The sequence below is a fragment of the Microbacterium sp. NPDC096154 genome (genome assembly GCF_040302945.1).
Taxonomy (GTDB): Bacteria; Actinomycetota; Actinomycetes; order Actinomycetales; family Microbacteriaceae; genus Microbacterium.
Window position 1 is genome coordinate 214,995 of record NZ_JBEOSM010000005.1, and the last position, 21,748, is coordinate 236,742.

Genomic DNA, 21,748 nt, shown 5'->3' on the forward strand with positions numbered 1-21,748 from the left:
GTCCCGCCGATCTGCCCCCGAGGTTAGGGAATGCCGCCAGAGGGCCACAGACGTCACGTATGCCCTGGCGGTCGACGGACCCCGGTCGCCGTCTCACCACGGACCGGTCGTGCACCAGCTGATGTCGAAGCCCTGCAGCACCGAGACCGCCTCGCCGGTGTCGGTCTCGACGATGTGCGTCTCGAGCTCGCGCGGCACGGGCTGGGTGCCGAGATCGTACGGGTTGTCGATGATGTCGGGCGCGACCAGGGCAGCCACGTACCGGCCGCTCGGCGACACGCATGCCTGCAGCAGCGCATCCTGCGGCCCGACCTCGAACAGCTCACGGGTCGCGCCGTCCTCGGCGACGTGCGCCAGCACCTGCCGGCCCGGCGTGGCCGCATCGATCATCTCCTGGAACCGGCGCACGGTGCCCGCGCGCCCCTCGGCCCCCTCCGGCACCGGCACCACGGCCCCCGGCACGCCCAGATCGCGATCGGGCTCGACCAGCGCCGACTCCTCACCCGTGGTCAGGTCGATCTGCCGGATGCCCTGCTCGACCCGCTCGACGATCGCCGTGTACGTGCCGCGGGCGATCGCGTCGATCGTGAGGGCGCCGCCGAACAGCGTCGGGTCGGCGTCGCTCGTCGGATCCGTCAGGATGAGCTCGCCGGCGAAGTCGATCATCAGCAGCGACGACGAATCGGGCACGAAGCGCCAGCGGTCGACGCTGACGGCCTCCCCGCCGACCTCGATCGGCTTCGGCTCGGCCGACGGCTCGCGCAGCCGCGACGTGAACAGCACGCTCGCGTACCCCTGCCCGCCCGGGTCGGAGTACGTGTACCCGACCAGGTCGCCGCGCTGCGACACCTGCAGCGACTGCACGATGCCCTCGCCCGGCAGGGCGACATCCTGCACGTCCGATCCGTCGCGGTCCATCACGTGCAGCGCCGACACGTCGCCCTCGGACGTCGCCACGACGAGCCGGGTCGACGTGGCCCGGAAGTCCTCGATCACCGGATGCGCGTAGACCGGCACGGCGTTCTCGCCGTCGAGCGTCGACCGGAAGATCGTGTCGTCGCCCTGTGGATCGCGCTGCAGCAGGAAGACCTCGGCGGGCGGCGTGCGGAACGTCGCCTCCAGTGTGGCCGCGGGGCCGCCGCCGACCGACTGGGCCCCCTCGACCCGCACGGTGTATTCGGTGTCGTCGTCGAGTGGCACGGTGAACCGCACGCCCACGCTGCGCCCCACGGCGTCGAGCGTGAACGGCGCCGACGGCGTCACGGTGACCTGGTCGGGATCGATCTGCGACAGGGCCTGGTTCGCGGTCAGGATGACCCGCGAGCCCGCCACCTCGACGGCCACCGCCGGGTCGACCTGCACCTCGCTCACGCGCGGCCCCTGCGCCAGGCTCACGGCCGCGCCCGCTCCGCCCAGCACCGCCAGCCCCGCCAGCACGCCGAGCAGCGCGACCGCGAATCTCCGCAGGCTCGCGCGATCGCGGCCCCGGCGGTCACGCACGCGCGAGACGTCAGTACTCATACGGGTCATCCGGCGGGGCGACGGGCGAGATGCCGCTCGGCTCGATCACGAGGGCGCCCGAGGCGTCGGTCGTCACGACGCCTTCGACCTCGATCCACCCGCCGACGTCGAGCGCATCCTGCCAGTCGGGCGACACGACCGGCAGGGAGGCCGGCTGCGCGTCGATCACGCAGTGGGTGATGACCAGGCGGCCGAGGCGGAGGGTCTGGTCGTCGGTCTCGTCGGGCGTCACGAAGCCCGTCAGTGTGACGCGCGTGCCCTCGTAGGCGTCGGGGCTCGTGGCGGTCGAGAACACCGACGCCCAGTCGCCCACGCCGAAGTCGCTCGTGTCGGTCGACGCCAGCAGCACCTCGTCGGCGCCCGCGAACAGCGGCGCCGTGCCGGTGTCTCGCGCCATCGCGAGGTCGACCGACAGCGACGCCGGCGGCAGGACGAGCGCCGCCACCGCCACCGCGGACGCGAGCGTGCCGCCGGTCGCGGCGGCGATCGCGCCGAGCGGCAGGGCGCGGTGCGGCTCCGCCCGCTTCGCCCGCTCCGCGCGCGCGACGGACCGAGCCGGCTCAGGCGTCTCGTGCCCGTGGTCGTGCCCGTGGTCGTGCCCGTGGTCGGCTTCGGCGCCGAGCGGCAGCAGGAACGACGCGACCGCTCCCACGAGCGCGAGCACGGCCATCCCGACCGCGAACCACGCCTGATCCGGGTTGATGTAGAGCGCGAGGCGGCCGGTCGCGGCCAGGCCGAGCGTCACGACCGCGAGCACGGCGGCCAGGCCCGCGCCGAGCCAGCGCGTGCCCACCGAGCCCCAGGAGTTAGACAACCAGGTTCACCCCGATCCCGATCCCGAAGGCCGCGAGCAGCACGACCGCGACGATGCCCGCGAGCGTGCGCGTGGTGAAGGTCGTGCGCATCAGGGCGAGCATCTTCACGTCGACGAGCGGCCCCACCAGCAGGAACACGACAAGAGACCCGGGCGAGAACGTCGAGGCGAACGACAGCGCGAAGAACGCGTCGACATTCGAGCAGATCGCCACGGTCATGGCCAGGGCCGTCATCGCCACGATCGAGAGCACCGGATTCGACCCGATCGCCAGCAGGGCATCACGCGGCACGATCACCTGCACGGCCCCCGCGATGGCGGAACCGATGATCAGCGCCGGCATCACGGCGCGCAGCTCGACCACGAACTGCGCGATGCTGCGGCGGCCGCGCCCGCCCGTCTCGTGCGCGACGACCTCGCACGTGTCGAGGAACCGGCCCGTGAGCAGCGATGCCGGGTCTGGGTGGCGGCTGTAGATCCAGCCGATCAGGTTGGCGATCAGCCAGCCGCCGACGATCCGCGCGATCAGGATGCCGCCGTCCCATCCGAACGCCGCGTGCGTCGTGATGATGACGATGGGGTTCACGATGGGCGCCGCCACCAGGAACGTCAGCGTCTCCGCCGGCGAGACGCCGCGCATCAGCAGCCCGCGCGCGAAGGGCACGTTGCCGCACTCGCACACCGGGATGAGCATCCCGAGCAGCGACAGCACCGCGCGCCGGGCCCATGCCCGCCGGGGCATGAACCGCTCGATCACACCCGCCGGCAGCCAGACCTGCACCGCGATCGACAGGATGACGCCGAGCATCACGAAGGGCAGCGACTCGATGAGCACGCTCAGGGCGAGCGTCAGCCCATCCTGCACGCGCGTCGGAAGAGCCTGCGGGAACAGGGCCGGCGCGAAGACGTCGAGCGCCACGAGCACCGCGACTGCGGCCACGCCGACGGCGAGTCCCGCGATCAGCCGGGACCCCGGACGCCGCACGGTCGTTGCGGTCTGCGTCATGCCTTCTCAGCCGCGCAGGCCTCGCACAGGCCGAAGATGTCGACCACGTGCTCGGCGTCGCGGAAGCCGTGCTTCGCCGCGGTCTCGCGCGCCCACTGCTCGACGGCCGTGGCCTCGATCTCGACGGCGAGCCCGCAGGAGCGGCAGATCAGGTGATGGTGGTGCCCCTCCATCGAGCAGGCGCGGTAGAGCGCCTCGCCCTCGGGGCTCTGGAGCGAGTCGGCCTCGCCCGAGGCCGCCAGGCCGGCCAGCGCGCGGTAGACCGTGGCCAGGCCGATGCCGGTGTTCTCGTCGCGCAGCGCCGCGTGCAGGCTCTGCGCGCTCACGAAGCCGCGCGCATCGGCGAGCGCGTCACGCACGCGCTCCCGCTGCCACGTGTTGCGTTGCACCATGCCGGCGAGTCTAGCCAGCGAGGCTCGGCGCGACCTGGGCGCCCTCGCCGTGCAGCGCGCGGTCGCGTCGCCATGCGATCACGCGGCACACCACGTAGATCAGGAAGGAGATCGTGGTGATGTACGGGCTCACCGGCAGCGTGCCCGCGATCGCGAGCAGGATGCCGCCGACCGCCGAGACGAAGCCGAACACGGCCGCCAGCAGCGGCACCGCGAGAGGGCCGTGGCTCACGCGCATGGCCGCCGCGGCCGGCGTCACGAGCAGCGCCATGACGAGCAGGGCGCCGATGATGTGCACCGCCACCGCCACGATGAGCCCGAGCAGCAGCATGAACACGAGGCTCACGAACCCCGTGGGCACGCCGCGTGCGGCGGCCGACTGTGCGTCGAGCGAGTCGAAGCGCAGGGGGTTCCACACCACCAGCAGGCCGACCAGCACCACCAGCGAGATGCCGATGAGCCATCCGAGATCGGGGCTCGACACCGACACGATCTGACCCGTCAGCAGGCTGAACCGGTTGGCGCTGCGCCCCTCGTAGAGCGACAGGAACAGGATGCCGAGGCCCAGTCCGAACGGCATGAGCACGCCGACGATCGAGTTGCGGTCGCGCGCGCGGGCGCCCAGCAGGCCGATCAGCGCGGCCGCGGCCAACGCGCCGGCGAGCGACCCGACGACCACGCTTCCGCCGAACAGCAGCGCCGCAGCGGCGCCCGCGAACGACAGCTCGCTCACGCCGTGCACCGCGAACGCCATGTCGCGCTGCATGATGAACACGCCGATCAGGCCGCCCACGATGCCCAGCGCCGCGCCGGCGATGACGGAGTTCGCCACCAGCTGCAGCAGGGCGCCGTAGTCGTCGAACGAGAAGACGTCGCTCCAGTCGAGCGCGGGCACCATCACAGGATCGCCTCCGCCTCGTGATCGTGCGCGTGATGCGGCTCAGCGTCCGGGATGCCGACGACCACGAGCCTGCCGCCCGCGTGCAGCACGTGCACCGGAGCGCCGTAGAGGTCGGTCAGCACCTCGGAGCGCAGCACCTCGTCGGGCGTGCCCAGCGTGAACCGGCCGCCCGCGATGTACAGGATGCGGTCGACCTGATCCAGGATCGGGTTCACATCGTGCGTCACGAACAGCACGGCCGCATCCTGCTCGCGTCGCTCGCGTTCGATGATCGCGGTGACGGCCTGCTGGTTGGCGAGGTCGAGGCTCGACAGCGGCTCGTCGCAGAGCAGCAGCGCGGGCTCGTCGGCCAGCGCCTGGGCGACGCGCAGGCGCTGCTGCTCGCCGCCGCTGAGAAGCCCGACGGGCCGATCGGCGTACGCCGAGGCTCCCACGCCGGCGAGCAGCTCGTCGACACGGGCGCGATCGCCGCGCCGCGGGATCGGCAGGCCGAAGCGGGGGCCCTGGATGCCGAGGGCCACCAGGTCGCGGGCGCGCAGGCTCGTGCCCGGGGGCAGGGGTCGCTGCTGCGGGATGTACCCGATGCGGCGGTCGCCGCGGCGCGCCGGTGCGCCGCCGACGCGGATGTCGCCCGCGCTCAGCTGCTGCAGCCCCAGGATGGCCCGCAGCAGCGTGGTCTTGCCCGACCCGCTCGGCCCGAGCACGGCGACGAACTCCCCCGCCCGCACCGTGAGGTCGAGCCCCGCCCACAGCTCGCGCCCGCGCAGCCGCAGCGCGGCGCCCGAGATCTCGAGCACAGGCGTGGAGGGCATGTCGTCCAGTCTAAGCGGCTAGTGATAATCGTTCTCGCCCTGCGGGGCAGCTTCCTGTACACACCAATATTCGTGTGCACTGGGCACCCGGGGCACGCCAGCCGAGCGCACACGCACATTGGTGTGCACGCGAGACCCGGGGCGCGCCAGCCGAGTGCACACGCACATTGGTGTGCACCCGAAACCCGGGCCCGCCAGCCGAGTGCACACGCACATTGGTGTGCACCCGAGACCCGGGGCACGCCAGCCGAGCGCACACGCACATTGGTGTGCACCCGAAACCCGGGCCCGCCAGCCGAGCGCACACGCACATTGGTGTGCACTCGAGACCCGGGGCCCGCCAGCCGAGTGCACACGCACGTTGGTGTGCACTCGGGCGGGAGCGTCAGCCTGCGAGCGCGGCCTCGAGCGCGTCGACATTGGCGGTCATCCACTGGACGTAGGTCTGATCGCCCGTCAGCAGCTCGCTCAGCTCGACGACCGGCACGCCCTGGGCCTCGGCCGTCGAGATCACCCGCTCGGTCTCGCCGCCACCCGTCTGAGCGTTCGCCAGGACGACCGCGACATCACCCGATTCCAGCACGCGCGTCGCGTCGAGCAGCGTCGCGGGAGCGACATCCTGCCCCTCCTCCACCGACTCGGCGAAGCCCTCGGGCGTCACATCCTTCAGTCCCACGGGTACAGCCAGATAGCCGCCGATCGGCTCGGTGAGGAACACCCCCTCGCCCTCGTGGTCGGGAGCCAGGGCCTCGAGTCGCGCCTCGATGCCCTCCAGCTCGGCGACGAGCGCGTCGCGGTTCGCCGCGAGCTCGGCCGGATCGACGAGGTCGGGCAGCTCGTGCCCGATCTCCTCGGCGAGGGCCTCGACCACGTGGATCATGGTGTGCGCGTCGTACCAGACGTGCTCGTTGAAGCCCTCGATGTGGTCGTGGCCCTCGTGACCCTCGCCTTCGGCGTGGTCGTGCTCCTCCTCATCCGCGTGCGCCTCTTCACCCTCGTGCTCGTGCCCGGCGTTGCCCGGGAAGTCATGCGCGTACTCGACCGCCGTGATCACGGCGGCGCCCTCCCCGACGAGCTCCTCCATGAACGGGTCATAGCCACCGCCGTTCAGGATGACGAGGTCGGCGTCCTGCACCGCGAGCCGGTCGCGGGCGCTCGCCTCGTACGCGTGCGGATCCTGGGTGGCGTCGTCGATCACCGCCGCCACGTCGGTCGCGTCGCCGACCAGGGCCTGCGCGAGCGAGGCGTACACGTTGGTCGACGCCACGATCGGCGCCGCATCCGCAGAGCCACCGTCGGCTTCACCGGCACCACCGGCGCAGCCCGCGAGAGCGAGGCCGGAGGCGGCGAGAACGGACACGGGCAGCAGTCGACGGGGGATCATGTCCCCGACTCTACACGTAAATGAGAATCGTTCTCAACTCGCAGGCGACGCGACGGTGAGCCGTCCGCCGCGCGCTCAGTCGAGCAGCAGCGCGGGCTCCTCCAGCACGGCCGCGACGTCGGCGAGGAAGCGGCTGATGCCGTCGCCGTCGACCACGCGGTGGTCGAACGAGCCCGAAACCGTGGTCACCCAGCGGGGGCGCACCTCGCCGTCCACGACCCAGGGCTTCTGCCGGATGGCGCCCATCGCGACGATCGCCGACTCTCCGGGGTTGATGATCGGGGTGCCGGCGTCCATCCCGAACACGCCGATGTTGGTGATCGTGATGGTGCCGCCCTGCTGGTCGGCCGGCGTGGTCTTGCCTTCGCGCGCGGTCACGGTGAGGCGCTCGAGCGCCCGGGCGAGGTCGCGCATCGACAGGTCCTGCGCGTCCTTGATGTTGGGCACGAGCAGGCCGCGCGGGGTGGCCGCCGCGATGCCGAGGTTCACGTAGTGGCGCACGTGGATCTTGGCGCCCTCGTCGCCGTCGCCATCGACCCATGCCGAGTTGATCATGGGCGTGCGGCGCACGGCCCACAGCACGGCGCGGGCGACGATCAGCAGGGGCGAGATCTTCACGTCGGCGAAGTCGGGCGAGGCCTTCAGCCGCTTGACGAACTCCATCGTGCGCGTGGCGTCGACATCGGTCCACACCGACACATGGGGCGCCGAGTACGCCGAGCCGACCATGGCGGTGGCGGTGGCCTTGCGCACGCCCTTGACCGGGATGGCCTCGATGCGCGCGTCGTCGGGCGCCGGCGCGTGGGGCTTGGGCGGAACGGGGATCTCCTCCTCGCGCACCGCGGGGCGCTCCGGGGTCGAGATGTTGCGGAACACGCTGGCCTGCTCGGCGTGCTTGACGACGTCGTCGCGCGTCACCTCTCCGGCGGCGCCGGACGGACGCACCTCCGACAGGTCGACCCCCAGGTCGCGCGCCAGCTTGCGGATCGGCGGCTTCGCGATCACGCCCACGGCCGAGGCGACCGGCTTCTCGGGCTTCTTGCGGCGGCGCGTCTTGGCCTCGCCTCCCGTGCCGTAGCCGACCAGCACCGACCCGCCCGCCTCGGGCTCCGCGTGCTGCCCGGGGCCGGTGGGCTCGTGCGCATCCGTCGCGGCGTCGGCAGCGGCATCCGCCCCGACGACCGTGATGATCGGGGCGCCCACGTTCACCGTGTCACCCTCCGAGACCAGCAGCTCGCCGACCGTGCCCGCGAACGGGGACGGCAGCTCGACCAGCGACTTGGCGGTCTCGATCTCGGCGATCACGTCGTCGACCGCGACCGAGTCGCCGGGGGCGACGTGCCACGAGACGATCTCGGCCTCGGTCAGGCCTTCGCCGACGTCGGGGAGGTGGAAGGTCTGCATGATCCGATCCTTAACTTCCGGGGGTCAGTAGGCCAGGGCGCGATCGACCGCTTCGAGCACGCGGTCGGCGTCGGGCAGGTACACGCCCTCGAGCTTGGCCGCGGGGAACGGCACGTCGAAGCCCGAGACCCGCAGCACGGGCGCCTCGAGCGAGTAGAACGCGCGCTCGGCGATCGTGGCCGCGATCTCGCTGCCGACGCTGGTGTTGCCTGGTGCCTCCTGCGCGACCACGACGCGTCCGGTCGAGCGCACCGAGTCGAGGATCGGGCCGTAGTCGATCGGCGAGAGCGAGCGCAGGTCGACGACCTCGCAGCTCGTCCCCTCGGCCTCGGCCAGCGCCGCCGCCTGCAGCAGCGTCGTGACCATCGCACCGTGGCCCACCAGCGTCACATCGGTGCCCTTGCGCACGATCCGGCTGGCATGCAGCGGCAGCGCGCGGGCCGACGTGTCGACCTCGCCCTTGTGCCAGTACTTCGACTTGGGCTCGAGGAAGATCACCGGGTCCTTCGACGAGATCGCATCCTGGATCATCCAGTACGCGTCGTTCGGCGTCGACGGGCTGACCACGCGCAGTCCGGCGGTGTGCGTGAAGTACGCCTCGGGACTCTCCTGGTGGTGCTCGACGGCGCCGATGTGCCCGCCGTACGGGATCCGGATGACCACGGGCAGCGAGATCGCTCCCTCGTGCCGATTGGTCAGCTTGGCGAGCTGCGTGGTGATCTGGTCGAACGCGGGGAACACGAACCCGTCGAACTGGATCTCGACCACGGGGCGGAAGCCGCTCATCGCGAGGCCGATCGCCGTTCCGACGAGGCCCGACTCGGCCAGCGGCGTGTCGAGCACGCGGCGATCGCCGAACTCGGCCTGCAGGCCCTCGGTCACGCGGAACACTCCGCCGAGGCGGCCGATGTCCTCGCCCATCAGCAGCACGCGGTCGCTGTCGGCCATGGCCGCGCGCAGGCCCGCGTTCATCGCCTTGGCGAAGGTCATCGTCTGCAGGGCAGGCTCGGCGGGTGCCCCGGTCTGGGCCTGGGTCTGGGTCTCGGTCACGCTCATGCGCCCTCCTCGAACGACGCCTCGTAGTCGGCGAGCCAGCGACGCTGCTCGTCCATGAGGGGATGCGGCTCCGAGTACACGTGCGCGAACATCGAGTCGCGCGACGGAGCCTCCAGCTGCGTGGTGCGGGTGCGGGCATCCGCCGCGACCGCTGCCGCCTCGGCGTCGACGTCGGCGAAGAACGCCTCCGAGGCGCCGCGACCCTCGAGGTACGCGCGCATCCGGGCGATCGGATCGCGCGCGATCCACGACTGCTCCTCGTCGCTCGTGCGGTACTTCGTGGGGTCGTCGCTCGTGGTGTGGGCGCCCATCCGGTACGTGACGGCCTCGATCGCGCGCGGACCGGCGCCGCCGCGCGCCTCGTCGAGCGCGAGCTTCGAGACCGCGTAGCTGGCGAGCACGTCGTTGCCGTCGACCCGGATGCTCGGCATGCCGTAGCCCCGGGCCCGGTCGGCCAGCGGCACGGGCGACTGGGTCGACACGGGCACGGAGATGGCCCAGTGGTTGTTCTGCAGGAAGAACACCTGCGGCGTCTGGTAGCTCACCGCGAACACCATGGCCTCGTGCACGTCGCCCTGGCTGGACGCCCCGTCGCCGTAGTAGACGACCACGGCCTCATCCTTGTCGAGGTCGCCCGAACCGTGTCGTCCGTCGAACGCGATGCCCATGGCGTAGCCCGTGGCGTGCAGCGTCTGCGAGCCGAGCACGAGGGTGTAGATGTGCGTGTTGCCGTTCTTGGGATCCGTCGGGTCCCAGCCGCCATGGCTCGTGCCGCGCATCAGCTTGATGATGTCGACGGGGTCGACACCGCGGATCCGGCACACGACGTGCTCGCGGTACGACGGGAAGATGTGGTCCTGAGCGCGGGCGGCACGAGCCGAGCCGACCTGCGCAGCCTCCTGGCCCAGCGACGGCGGCCACAGCGCGAGCTGCCCCTGGCGCTGCAGCAGCGTGGCCTGGCGGTCGAACGCGCGGATGACCGTCATGTCGCGATAGAACTGCTCGAGCTCGGCGTCGCTCAGCGCCTCGACGATCGGCAGATACCGCTCGGCCGCCTCGGACGCGGCGATGGTGCCGTCGGCCGACAGGATGCGCACGGTCGTGTCGATCTCAGGATCTTGCGGGAAGGCGCCTGGCGAAGTCACCACTCCACGCTATCCGTGGGGCGGCGTCCGACCGAGGGAAGACTCGACACAACGGATCGGCGGATTGCTAGGACGATCCCCACAGTCGCATGCGCCGCCACCCATGCTCGGGCGGCGGCGGGTCAGGTCAGGCGCGCAGCGACCGGGCGATGCCGAGCACCTTCTCGACCGACTCGTGCTCGCCGATCGAGATGCGCACACCCTCGGGGAACGGCCGCACGATGATGCCCGCCGCGTCGAAGGCCGCGGCGACCGTCGTCGCGTCGAGCTGCTCGGACGCGGGTAGCCAGACGAAGTTGCCCTGCGCATCCGGCACGTCCCATCCGGCGTCGCGCAGCCCCTCGACCAGCGCCGAGCGCCGCGCGACGAGCTCGTCGACCCGCTCGTCGAGCGCGACCTGGTGCGCCAGGCTGGCGACCGCGGCAGCTACGGCCGTCGCCGTGACCGACAGCGGCGTGACGGTGCTGCGACCGGCGTCGAGCACCCTCGGGTGGCCGATCGCGTAGCCGACGCGCAGCGCCGCAAGACCGTATGCCTTCGAGAACGTGCGCAGCACGACCACGTTCGGGTGCTTCTCGAACACGCGCTCGGCCAGGCCGTCGACCGCGCTGTCATCCCGCACGAACTCGGCGTACGCCTCGTCGAGCAGGATCAGCACGTCGGCCGGCACCTTCGCCACGAAGGCGGCGAACTCGGCACTCGTGATGATCGGGCCGGTCGGGTTGTTGGGGGTGCACAGCAGGATGACCCGCGTGCGCGCGGTGACGGCGGCGGCCATCGCGTCGAGGTCATGGCGGCCGTCGGGCAGGTTGGGCACCTGCACGCTGCTCGCGCCGGCGATGAGCGCCAGGCCCGGGTAGGCCTCGAACGAGCGCCACGAGTAGAGCACCTCGTCGCCCACCGACGCGGCCGCCTGGATGAAGGCCTGCAGCAGCGACACGCTGCCGGCGCCGACCAGCACGGCCTCCGGGTCGACCCCGTACTTTGCGCCGAGCGCCTCACGCAGGGCGGCCGCCGTCGCATCGGGGTACCGGTTGAAATCAGCGGCGGCCCGCGCCGCCTCGACCACGCCGGGCAGCGGCTCGAACGGGTTCTCGTTGCTCGACAGCTTGAAGCCGTTCGGGTCGGCCGGGCGGCCCTGCTTGTAGGGCGGGAGGGCGGCGATCTCGGGGCGGATGCGCGGCAGAACCGGCTCGTGCGACGTCATAGTGGTCAGTCTATTGAGCGTCACTCGCGCGTCCCTCCCGCTCACACCCCGTTGCGAGCGAAGCGTGCGTGGAGCGCAGCGACTGCCGACCGCCTCGAATACGCGACCTTCCCTTCCCGGATGGAGCGCCAGCGACAGCCCGCGATCGAGAGTGCCCGCGCGAAGCGTGGGCGCGAGCGATCGCGCACTCACGTTGCACTACCCCGCGACGCGAGGAAGCGAACTGCCCTTGTCGACGGCCTCCCACAGGCCGGCCAGGTAGCTGGCGCCGAGGGCGCGGTCGAACAGGCCGTAGCCCGGGCGCCCGGTCTCGCCCCAGATCATGCGCCCGTGATCCGGACGGATGAAGCCGTCGAAGCCCGCGTCGTGGAAGGCCTTCACGATGTCGTACAGGTCGAGCGAGCCCTCCGACGACAGGTGAGCCGACTCGTAGAACCGCCCCGTGTCCTGCCAGCGGATGTTGCGGATGTGCGCGAACGGCACGCGACCCTCGCCGGCGAACTCCTTCACGATGTCGACGACGCTGTTGTCGGGGTTGGCCCCGAGGCTGCCGGTGCACAGCGTGAGGCCGTTGTTCGGGCTGTCGACCGCGTCGACGATCCAGCGCAGGTCGTCGCGGTTCGACACCACGCGCGGCAGGCCGAACAGCGGATGCGGCGGGTCGTCCGGGTGGATCGCCATCGAGATGCCGACCTCCTCGCAGACGGGGATGATCGCCTCGAGGAAGTACTTGAGGTTCTCGCGCAGCACGCCGGCGTCGACGCCGTCGTACTTGGCGAACAGGGTGCGCAGGTCGGCGAGCCGCTCGGGCTCCCAGCCCGGCAGCGCGAGGCCCGAGGTCTCGTTGGCGTACTGCTCCAGCAGCCCCTCGGGCGTGATGGCCTCCGACACCGAGCGGTCGTACTGCATGGTCTGCGAGCCATCGGGCAGCTCGTACCAGAGCTCGGTGCGCAGCCAGTCGAACACCGGCATGAAGTTGTAGCAGATGACCGAGATGCCGACCGCGCCCAGGCGGCGGATGGTCTCGCGGTAGTTGTCGATGTACCGATCGCGCGAGGGCAGGCCGATCTTGATGTCGTCGTGGATGTTGACCGACTCGATGACCTCGAGCGCGAGTCCCGCGTCCTCGACCTGCTTCTTCAGGGCCCCGATCTTGTCCTCGGGCCAGACCTCGCCGACCGGCACGTCGTACAGCGCGCCGACGACGTCGCGGACACCGGGGATCTGCCGGATGTGCTGCAGCGGGATCGGGTCGTCCTGGGCGCCGAACCAGCGGAAGGACATTCTCATAGTCGGATTCCTTACGAGTGAGCGAGGGCGTAGAGGGCCGCGCGGACGGCGCCGGGCCCGTGGAGAAGCGTGCTGAGGTGCGCGATCACCGTGGGGGCGACCCCGGCGGCCACGAGGTCGACGCCGAAGATCGACGCGTCGGCCAGAAGCTCGCGCGCGGCCGTGGCCGTGCGCGGCTCCCCGAACCGCACTCCCCTGCCGGATGCCGGCGCGAGCCGCTCGTCGAGCTGCTCCAGCAGCGGATCGGGGCTGCGCTCGAAGGGCTCACCCCGGTCGTCGATGGCCAGCAGGTACCGGATCCATGCGGCGATCGCGAACGGGATCCAGGTGAGCGACTGCGCGGATCCGGCCGCGACGTGCCGGCGGATCGTCTCGCCGAACCGGATGCCGACCTTCTGCGAGGTGTCGGCCGCGATGCGCTGCGGCGCGTCGGGCAGGCCCGGATTGGGCAGACGCCTCTCGATGACCTCGCGGAGGAACGCCTTCGGGTCCATGCCCGCCGGGGTGTCGACGACCGGCAGCCCCTCGACCGCGCCCACGCCCACCACGAGGCGACGGATGTCCGCGTCCTGCATCATGTCGGCGATGCGGGTGAAGCCCAGCAGGCATCCGGTCACGGCCATCGCGGTGTGCAGGGGGTTGAGGCACGTGCAGACTTTCATGCGGTCGGCGCGGGCCACGGTCTCGCGGTCGCCCAGCACGACCGACGAGCGCTCGAACGGCGGCCGGCCGTTCGGGAACGCATCCTCCAGCACGAGGTAGCTCACCGCCTCGGTGTTCGAGAAGGCGGCGAGCGGCCCGCCGGACCCGCGCTCGTGGAGCTCGGTGCCCTGGAGACCGAGCGCGGCGAGGGCCTCCCCCACCGCGGCCGACGGCGCCGGCGTGATGCGGTCGACCATGGTCGACGGGTAGGCGACCGACGGGCCCGCGAGGTAGACGCCGAACTCGGGGGGCGCCTGTCCCGCCGCGATCCAGACCTCGGCGACGCCGCGCAGGGCGGAGGCGAGGCGGTCGCCGTTGTCGGAGAAGTTGTCGGTGCTGACCAGCGCCACCGGCGCCGCGCCCGCAGCGAAGCGCGCGAGCAGCAGCGACGCGAGCGCGGGGATCGCGCCCCGCACCTGGCCGGGCCCCTGCACGAGGTCGTCCGGGGCGGTCGCGTAGCCCTTCTCCGTGACGGTGAGGGTCACGAGCTGCAGCGACGGGTTCTCGAACACCGCGGTCAGCCGGGCCCATCCCTCATCCGACTCGGGGGCGAGGTGGTGGCTCTCGGCGACCGACGCGATCACGGTCGGCTCGAGCGACCCGTCCTCGCGCATGACCGCGTTGACGAACAGGTCGTCGGTCGCGCGCGAGTTCTCGACGACCGCCGCATCGCGCAGATTGGCCAGGACGATGCCCGTGTCGTGCCCGGCGTCGAGCAGCTGCTGCGCGACCACCGCGTGCAGGCTGCGGAAGAAGTTGCCGGCGCCGAAGTGCACCCACGCGGGCCGCTCGGCGGTGGCGGCGCGCATCGCCCGCACGTCGTACCGCGGGATGCCGAAGCCCGCCGCCTCGAACGCGTCGAGGCGGTCGACGGCGGTGTCGTCCAGCACGAGGCTCATGCGGCACCGCCGGCTGCGCCCGAACCCACCAGCGGCACACCGAAGCGGAAGTAGCGCACCGCGTTGTCGTGGAAGATGTCGCGCAGGATGGAGGCGAGCGTCGCGTCGTTCGCCGGGAACTCGCCGGATTCCACCCACTGGGCCACGATGTCGACCACGATGCGGCGGAAGTACTCGTGCCGTGGGTACGACAGGAACGACCGGGAGTCGGTGACCATGCCCACCGCGGCGGGCAGGTAGCCGACCTCGGCGAACGTGCGGATCTGCGCCGCCATGCCCGCGATCGTGTCGTTGAACCACCACGCGTTGCCCAGCTGCACCTTGGCCGCGATGCCGCTGCCGGGGAAGCACGTCGCCAGCACCGCGAGCTGCTTGTTCTGCCCCTCGTCGACCGTGAACAGCAGCGTGCGCGGCAGCGCATCGGCGTCTTCCAGCTCGCCCAGGAACTCGCGCAGCGCCTCGATCGGGCGATCCTCGCCGATCGCGTCGAAGCCCGTGTCGTGGCCGATCAGGCGCATGGCGCGCGGGTTGGCGTCGCGCAGCGCGTTGATGTGCAGCTCCATCACCCAGTCGCGCTCGTGGTACAGCTTCGCGAGGCGTCGCAGGAGCGCCCAGCGGAAGTCGGACGCCTCGTCCGCGGTGAGCGTCTCGCCCGCCAGCCGGCGGCGCAGGATGACGTCGGCCTCGGCGTCGCTCGTCGAGCGCTTCGGGAAGATCTCGAGCGACTGGTCCGACACGGTGCACCCGCGCTCGTCGAAGTAGGCGATGCGCTGCGCGAGCGCCGCGACCAGGCCCTCGAAGTCGCCGAGGCCGGATCCGGTCAGCGCGGCCAGGCGCTCGACGTAGGGTCCGAACGCGTCGCGCTCGATGCGCAGCACGCCGTCGGGCCGGAAGCCCGGCACGACGAGGGTGTCGAAGTCGGCGGCCGCGGCGAGCGCCTCGTGATGCTGGAGCGCGTCGAGCGGGTCGTCGGTCGTGCAGATGACCTCGACGCCGCTGGCGCGCACGAGGCCGCGGGCGCTGAACTCGGGCTGACGCAGCTTGGCGTTGGCGCGGTCGTAGATGTCTCGAGCGCTGTCGGCATCCAGAATGTCGTCGATGCCGAAGTAGCGCTGCAGCTCGAGGTGCGACCAGTGGTGGATCGGGTTGCCGATCGCGCGCCCCAGCACGGTGGCGAAGGCCAGGAACTTGTCCCAGTCGTCCGCGTCGCCCGTGATGAGGCGCTCATCGACGCCCGCGCCCCGCATCAGGCGCCACTTGTAGTGATCGGCGCCGAGCCACACCTCGGTGATCGAGGCGAAGCGGCGGTCGTCGGCCAGCTCCTGCGCCGACAGGTGGCAGTGGTAGTCGACGATCGGCACGTCGCCCGTCGCCGCATACAGGCGCCGGGCCGTCTCGGAGCCGAGCAGGAAGTCTGGGCCGAGGAAGGCGCGAGGCGCCGTCGCGCCGCGCGGAGCTGTGTCGAGCGTCATCGTCGATCGCCGCCTCTGGGTTCGGGTCCCGCCGCGAGTTTCATCAGGCGGAACACAGGTCTGTTTTCACCACCACGGTACCGGATGGACCGCGCGTCGCACTTCGCCGGCGCCACTGCGGCGACTTGCACGCCCACCCCGGGCATGCATACCCTGTGTCCGCACCGCGAACCGTAGTTCCATACAGCGGAACAGTGGCATCGACGCCTCTCTGTGCGAGGGCCAAGGAAGGAACCCCCACTCATGCATTCCAGCACCGCGACGGCGCGCAAGCCCGAGCGCGACTACAGCAAGGGCCGCGTCTACACCGCCAAGCCGATCACCATCGTGCGGAGCATGGGCTACGGCGTGGTCGATCTCATGGGCGGCGGATGGAACACCATCGTCGGCGGCCTCATGCTGTTCTTCTTCACGACCTACGGCAACGTCTCGGCGCTCGAGGGCGCGTCCATCCTGTTCATCGCGCGCATCGTCGACGCAATCGTCAGCCTGCTGATCGGCCCGCTCACCGACAACTTCTTCCGCACGCGACTGGGCCGCCGCTTCGGGCGCCGGCACTTCTTCCTCGCCGTGGGCGCCCCGCTCGTGCTGCTCACGTTCCCGCTGCTGTGGATCGCGGGCCAGGGCTACTGGTACTACCTCGTCGTCTACCTTGTGATCGAGGTCGTGATGGCGATCATCCTGATCCCGTGGGAGACGCTCCCCAACGAGATGACGCCCGACTACACCGACCGCACCAAGCTGTCGGCCACGCGCATGTTCTTCTCGGCGACCGGTACGTTCCTGGTGTTCGCACTGCCCGCCGCCATCAAGGCCACGGGCAACCCCGACGCCTACCTGATCGCGGGCATCGCCATGTCGGTGCTCTTCGCGGCCGGCGTGACCATCGCGTACTTCACGACGTGGGAGCGCAAGCTCACGCCCGAGTTCCTCGCCGAACTCGAGGCCCAGCCGCGGCAGAGCGTGTGGAAGAACCTCGCCGACACGGTGATCCAGGCCGGCAGCACGTTCAAGAACCTGTCGTTCGTGAAGCACCTCGTGATCTACCTGTGCTCGTTCACCGCCAAGGACATCTTCTCGAGCGCGCTGACGTTCTTCGTGGTCTACTCCATCGCCAACAGCGAGACGTTCGGCCTCACCCTGCAGTCGCTCGCCATCGTCGGCCTGCCGGTCACGATCGCCGCCGGCTTCCTCATGGTCAAGAAGGGCCCGCGCTTCCTGTACGCAACGTCGTACACGACGATCATCGCGGCTCTGCTGTCGCTCGGCGCGATCTACCTGTTCAAGCCCGAATCGGCGATCGCCCTGCTGATCATCGTGGGCATCGCCTACCAGGCCGGACGCGCCCTGCTCGAGTTCACGCCGTGGAACGTGTACCCCTTCATCCCGGATGTCGACTACCTGATGACCGGTCAGCACCGTGCCGGCGTCTACGCCGCCGTGATGACGTTCGGCCGCAAGTCGACCGGCGCGATCGGGTCGCTGATCGTGGGCGCACTGATCGACGCGTCGGGCTTCCTCAAGCCGGGCACCGAGGGCGGCACACCGGTCGACCCCTCCTGCACCGACGCGTGCGTGCTCGTGCAGCCCGAGGGTGTCGACGCCGCGATCGCCGCGATCACGGTCTTCCTGCCGCTCGCGCTCATCCTGGCCGCGTTCGTGATGTCGCGCCTGTTCCGCCTCGACAAGGCGACGCACGCGGTGCTGCTGACCGAGATCGACCGCCTCGAGAACGGCGGCGCCAAGGCCGACGCCGACCCCGAGGTGCGCACCACCATGGAGAAGCTCGCCGGTCACCGCTACGACAAGCTGTGGCCCGTCGAGGACGCTATCAAGGCCGGCACCTGGCGCAAGCCGTCGGACGACTGAGCCGGGTCCGCCAGACCGGCTGATGAGAAGGGCCCTGCGTCGCGCGAGCGAGCCAGGGCCCCTTTCTTCGCGCGCAACCGCCCCGCCGATCGGATAGGTGCCGGCATGTGCGACGGTCAGCGCCTTTCGGCAGCAGCGCCCGCGAGCACCCGGGCCTGCAGCTGCGCCACCACGCTGAGCTCGGCCGCCTTGAACGCGTGCGCCTGCGTCATCGCGGTCTCGGTGCGCTCGAGGCAGTCGAGGATCAGCTGCCCGAAGAAGGGATAGCCGACCGTGCCGGTGGCATTGATGTGATGCTCGCCCTCGCCATCGACGAGGAACAGATGTCCCGGCCCCTCCCCCGTGGCGAGATTCGCGTACTTTCGCAGCTCGATGAAACCCTCCGTCCCGACGATGAAGGTGCGGCCGTCGCCCCACGTGCTCAGCCCGCCGGGCGTGAACCAGTCCACGCGCACGTATCCCGTCGCCGCGTTGTCGAGCACGACGTGCGCGTCGCCGAAGTCGTCGAGCCCCGGCGTCTCCGGGTGCGCGTAGTTGGCGATGTTCGCGGAGACGATCTCGCCATCCTGCGCGCCGGTGAAGGCCAGCAGCTGCTCGAAATTGTGGCTGCCGATGTCGCACAGGATGCCCCCGTACCGTTCGCGCTCGAAGAACCAGTCGGGCCGCCCGGTGCCGAGGCGGTGGGGACCGAAGCCGTCGACGTGCAGCACGCGCCCGATGGCGCCCTGGTCGATCAGCTGCCCCGCGAGCACCGCGGCTTCGACGTGGATGCGCTCGGCGTAGTACACCGCATACTTTCGCCCGGTGCGCTCGGTGGCCTCGCGAGCGGCTGCGAGCTGATCGAGGGTGGTGAGGGGCGCCTTGTCGGTGAAGTAGTCCTTGCCGGCATCCATGACCCGCAACCCCAGCGCGCAGCGCTCCGAGGCGATGGCCGCGCCGGCGACCAGGCGCACCTCGGGATCGTCGAGCACCTCCGCCTCGGCACGTGCGACACGGACGCCGGGGAACCGCCGATGGAAATCGGCGACCCGCATCGGGTCGGGGTCGTACACCCACTTGAGCGTGGCGCCGGCGCCGATCAGCGCCTCGCACATGCCATAGATGTGGCCATGGTCGAGATGCATCGCGGCGATCACGAACTCGCCGGGCGCCACGACCGGCTCCGGCATCGGCGCGGGCGCGTAGGTGGCTCCGTCTGCTGACAACACGGGAATCCTCTCTGTCACTGCTGCGGCCGAGTGGGAGAGGCGCCGACGATGATGTCGCCTTCCTGCTCCCGCACCGATGCCGTCTTCTCGAAGAAGTGAGGTGCCAGAGCGGGGAGAGCGCCCGAGCGGTAGTAGGGGCTGTCCTCGGAAAGCGGGAGGTCGACGGTGCGACGCTCAATGCCCGCCTGGTACACAGCCGTGACGACCTCGACCGCGTTGCGGCCGTCGACCCCGGTGATGGCCGGCGGCCGCCCGGTGCCGATCGCCTCGATGACGTCACCGATCTGGCCGGCATGGAGGGTGTGCGCCAGTGGCCGGTGCGCGGCAGCGAGCGCATCGAGCCGCGCCACGAGCGCCGTGTTGCCACCGTCGGCGGGGAACCCGTTCGACTGCGCGACATCGGCCACGGCCCGCCACGGCTGGGAGACGCGGGCGTGCTGTGCGTGGATGACGATCGCCTGCTCTTCGCCGTGGTGGACGACCGAACTGGTGAGTTCGGCGAGAGAGCGGTCGTACTCGAAGATCGCGACGGAGAGGTCCTCCACCTCCGCGTTGTCGTGCTGCGCATTGGTGAGCATCGCGGAGACGGCCTTCGGACGTCCCATCAGCCACATCGTGAGATCGATGTGGTGGATCGCGTGATTGAGCGTGCAGCCTCCGCCTTCCGACGCCCACGTGCCGCGCCACCAGAGGTCGTAGTACTCGCGGCCGCGCCACCACGCGGAATCCACTTTGAGGTGGGAGATGGGCCCGATGAGGCCTGAGTCCAGCACCTCTTTGAGGGTCGCCATGTCGTCGCGGTATCGGTTCTGCGCGACGACGGAGAGCAGCTTGCCCGACTCTCGCTGGGCCGCGAGCATGGCGTCGCACTCCTCGAGAGAGGGCGCCATGGGTTTCTCCACGAGCACGTTCACCCCGGCACGGAGGAAAGCGATCGTGAGGGACGCGTGGGTTGAGGGCGGCGTCAGGATGCTGACGAGATCGAGAGGCTCTGCGGCGAGCATCTTCGCGGGGTCGTCGTAGACGCGTGCGTTCACCAGCCCGTAGCGTTCGCGTCGCGCGGTCGCTTTCGCCGCGGAGAGGTCAGCGATCGCCGTGATCTCGACCTCCGCCGGGAAGTCCAGGTAAGCGCGGATATGCGCGTCCGAGATTCCGCCGGCGCCAACGATTCCCACCTTGAGCATGGGGCTCCTCCTCTTGCGGTGCCTCCCGTCTCAGACCGAGCGGGAGCGGTGCGGGTGCGCCCGCCCGTCGGGCCGGACGGGCGCACGCGCGGGGTGTCTTACTGGGCGGCGTCGATCTCGCCCTGCAGTTCGGCGACGAACGCCTCGGCCGCGGCGAGCGGCTCGGTCTGGCCCGAGAACACCTCCTGCGTGTACCGCTGGAGGATCCCCTCGACCCCGCTCGCGCCGTTGGGCGTGACGACGGGCGACGCGCCCGGAGTGACCCGGTCCTGATACTCCACGGCCGCCTGATCGGTCTCGGACAGATCCGACAGCAGGTAGTCGCGGATCGCCGAGTTGGCGGGGATGCCGCGCTCGGTCTTGATGATGTCGGCCGCGGTCTCGCTGTTCAGAAGGAAGTCGACGAGCAGGGCGGCCTCGGCGGGATGCTCACTGGTGCTCGCCACCGACCAGAACATCGACGGCTTGTAGAAGTTCGGGTCGACGCCCTCCGGCTCCGGCAGCTTGAGCAGCCGGATGTCCGCGCCGCTCGCCTCGGTCAACGCCGTGAGCTGCGTGTTGTACCCGATCACGCCCAGGGCGACCTTGCCCGTCGCAAGAGCACCGCCGGCGATTCCGGCCGCCTGGCTCTCCACGATGGCAGCGGCGTCCTGCATGCCCCCGTCGGCGATCATGTCGAGCTGGAACTGCCACATGTCGGCCAGCGACTGGGGGTCCAGCGTGACCTCGCCTCCCTCGCCGAACAGCTCGCTGCCCGCAGAGCGCGCCCAGTACTTGACGCTGCCGGCGTCCCAGCCGCCGATGAGCGTCGAGCCGGTGATCTCGCCCCCGCTCTTGTCGGTCAGCTCCTGAGACACCGCGGCGTAGTCGTCCCAGGTCCAGCTCTCATCGTCGGGCAGCTCGACGCCGTACTTCTCGAACAGGTCGGCGTTCGCGAACACGGTGTAGACGCCGACGCCGATCGGGGCGGCGTACTGCACCCCGTCGATCTGGCCCGTGGCGAGGGCGTCCTCCTCCGTGTTCTGCGCCTCGAACCCCAGCTGGTCGAGGTCCGAGAGCGCGCCGCGGGCACCGTACGACGCGAGGTAGAGCTCGTCCATCTGCACGACGTCCGGCATGTCGCCGGCTGCGGTGGTGGTGGCCAGCTGGTCCCAGTAGCCGGCCCAGTCGGCGTACTGAGGCTCGACCGTGATGTTCGGATGCTCGTCCTGGAACGCCTCGATGGCCGCCTGCGTCTGCTCGGCGCGGGCGTCGCCGCCCCACCAGGTCAGGCCGATGGTCACCGGCTCGTCGCTGAGCTCCGGCTTCTCCTCGGCCGCCGGCGAGGCCGAGCAGCCGGTGAGCGCGAGCGCGGCTGCGGCGACGCTGCCGGCGACGATGCCGACACGACGTGTGTTGTTGCCTCTCATGTTCTCTCCTTGGTTTCCTCTCGTGACGAGAGGGTCTTGGCAGGGCGGATGGGGTGGCTGAGCGACGGGTTCG

At 70.7% G+C, this 21,748-nt stretch carries 18 protein-coding genes; 1 reads left to right on the forward strand and 17 read right to left on the reverse strand.

The window, feature by feature from the left end; all coding sequences use genetic code 11:
• Positions 1-93 precede the first annotated feature (93 nt).
• From ABTW64_RS09270 to uxaC, 14 genes are all read right to left on the reverse strand, one after another.
• Positions 94-1,521, reverse strand: a complete 1,428-nt coding sequence (locus tag ABTW64_RS09270; protein WP_350621566.1) for a hypothetical protein — start codon at positions 1,519-1,521, stop codon at positions 94-96.
• On the reverse strand, positions 1,511-2,335 hold the full coding sequence (locus ABTW64_RS09275; protein ID WP_350621569.1) for a TIGR03943 family putative permease subunit: 825 nt from the start codon (positions 2,333-2,335) through the stop codon (positions 1,511-1,513). The genes ABTW64_RS09270 and ABTW64_RS09275 overlap by 11 nt, the downstream gene beginning before the upstream one ends.
• On the reverse strand, positions 2,328-3,341 hold the full coding sequence (locus tag ABTW64_RS09280) for a permease (RefSeq protein WP_350621571.1): 1,014 nt from the start codon (positions 3,339-3,341) through the stop codon (positions 2,328-2,330). The genes ABTW64_RS09275 and ABTW64_RS09280 overlap by 8 nt, the downstream gene beginning before the upstream one ends.
• On the reverse strand, positions 3,338-3,733 hold the full coding sequence (locus ABTW64_RS09285; protein WP_350621573.1) for a Fur family transcriptional regulator: 396 nt from the start codon (positions 3,731-3,733) through the stop codon (positions 3,338-3,340). The genes ABTW64_RS09280 and ABTW64_RS09285 overlap by 4 nt, the downstream gene beginning before the upstream one ends.
• Positions 3,734-3,743: 10 nt before the next feature.
• Positions 3,744-4,631 carry a metal ABC transporter permease gene (locus tag ABTW64_RS09290; protein ID WP_350621575.1) on the reverse strand — a complete coding sequence of 296 codons (888 nt, stop codon included), beginning with the start codon at positions 4,629-4,631 and terminating at the stop codon, positions 3,744-3,746.
• A complete protein-coding gene (locus ABTW64_RS09295) occupies positions 4,631-5,446 on the reverse strand; it encodes a metal ABC transporter ATP-binding protein (protein WP_350621578.1) in 816 nt (271 codons plus the stop codon). The genes ABTW64_RS09290 and ABTW64_RS09295 overlap by 1 nt, the downstream gene beginning before the upstream one ends.
• Positions 5,447-5,831: 385 nt before the next feature.
• Positions 5,832-6,830, reverse strand: a complete 999-nt coding sequence (locus ABTW64_RS09300; protein ID WP_350621581.1) for a metal ABC transporter solute-binding protein, Zn/Mn family — start codon at positions 6,828-6,830, stop codon at positions 5,832-5,834.
• Positions 6,831-6,905: 75 nt separating this feature from the next.
• The gene (locus tag ABTW64_RS09305) at positions 6,906-8,234 is read right to left on the reverse strand and encodes a dihydrolipoamide acetyltransferase family protein (RefSeq protein WP_350621584.1); all 1,329 of its coding nucleotides are present in this window, start codon (positions 8,232-8,234) and stop codon (positions 6,906-6,908) included.
• Between the two features lie 24 nt (positions 8,235-8,258).
• Positions 8,259-9,224 carry an alpha-ketoacid dehydrogenase subunit beta gene (locus ABTW64_RS09310; RefSeq protein ID WP_502892318.1) on the reverse strand — a complete coding sequence of 322 codons (966 nt, stop codon included), beginning with the start codon at positions 9,222-9,224 and terminating at the stop codon, positions 8,259-8,261.
• A gap of 62 nt (positions 9,225-9,286) precedes the next feature.
• Positions 9,287-10,435, reverse strand: coding sequence for a thiamine pyrophosphate-dependent dehydrogenase E1 component subunit alpha (locus ABTW64_RS09315; RefSeq protein ID WP_350621588.1), 1,149 nt, complete (start codon positions 10,433-10,435; stop codon positions 9,287-9,289).
• Between the two features lie 127 nt (positions 10,436-10,562).
• Entirely contained in the window at positions 10,563-11,642 is a 1,080-nt protein-coding gene (locus tag ABTW64_RS09320; RefSeq protein ID WP_350621590.1) for a histidinol-phosphate transaminase, read from the reverse strand.
• A 198-nt stretch (positions 11,643-11,840) separates the two neighbouring features.
• Entirely contained in the window at positions 11,841-12,932 is a 1,092-nt protein-coding gene (gene uxuA / locus ABTW64_RS09325) for a mannonate dehydratase (RefSeq protein ID WP_350621592.1), read from the reverse strand.
• A gap of 11 nt (positions 12,933-12,943) precedes the next feature.
• Positions 12,944-14,533: a mannitol dehydrogenase family protein gene (locus tag ABTW64_RS09330; protein ID WP_350621594.1), complete on the reverse strand. Its 1,590-nt coding sequence runs from the start codon at positions 14,531-14,533 to the stop codon at positions 12,944-12,946.
• Entirely contained in the window at positions 14,530-16,005 is a 1,476-nt protein-coding gene (gene uxaC / locus ABTW64_RS09335) for a glucuronate isomerase (protein ID WP_350621598.1), read from the reverse strand. Before uxaC ends, ABTW64_RS09330 begins: the two co-directional genes overlap by 4 nt.
• Positions 16,006-16,248: 243 nt before the next feature.
• On the opposite strand from uxaC, the gene ABTW64_RS09340 reads away from it, so the two are divergent.
• Positions 16,249-17,874, forward strand: coding sequence for an MFS transporter (locus ABTW64_RS09340; RefSeq protein ID WP_350621600.1), 1,626 nt, complete (start codon positions 16,249-16,251; stop codon positions 17,872-17,874).
• Between the two features lie 116 nt (positions 17,875-17,990).
• On the opposite strand, the gene ABTW64_RS09345 is transcribed toward ABTW64_RS09340, so the two are convergent.
• The 3 genes from ABTW64_RS09345 to ABTW64_RS09355 all read right to left on the reverse strand — a co-directional run bounded on the left by ABTW64_RS09345 (position 17,991) and on the right by ABTW64_RS09355 (position 21,675).
• Entirely contained in the window at positions 17,991-19,082 is a 1,092-nt protein-coding gene (locus tag ABTW64_RS09345; protein WP_350621602.1) for a Gfo/Idh/MocA family protein, read from the reverse strand.
• A gap of 14 nt (positions 19,083-19,096) precedes the next feature.
• Positions 19,097-20,266 (reverse strand): Gfo/Idh/MocA family protein, encoded by a 1,170-nt coding sequence (locus ABTW64_RS09350; protein WP_350621605.1) that lies wholly within the window; start codon positions 20,264-20,266, stop codon positions 19,097-19,099.
• 98 nt (positions 20,267-20,364) lie between these two features.
• The gene (locus tag ABTW64_RS09355; protein ID WP_350621607.1) at positions 20,365-21,675 is read right to left on the reverse strand and encodes an ABC transporter substrate-binding protein; all 1,311 of its coding nucleotides are present in this window, start codon (positions 21,673-21,675) and stop codon (positions 20,365-20,367) included.
• Between the last annotated feature and the right edge of the window lie 73 nt (positions 21,676-21,748).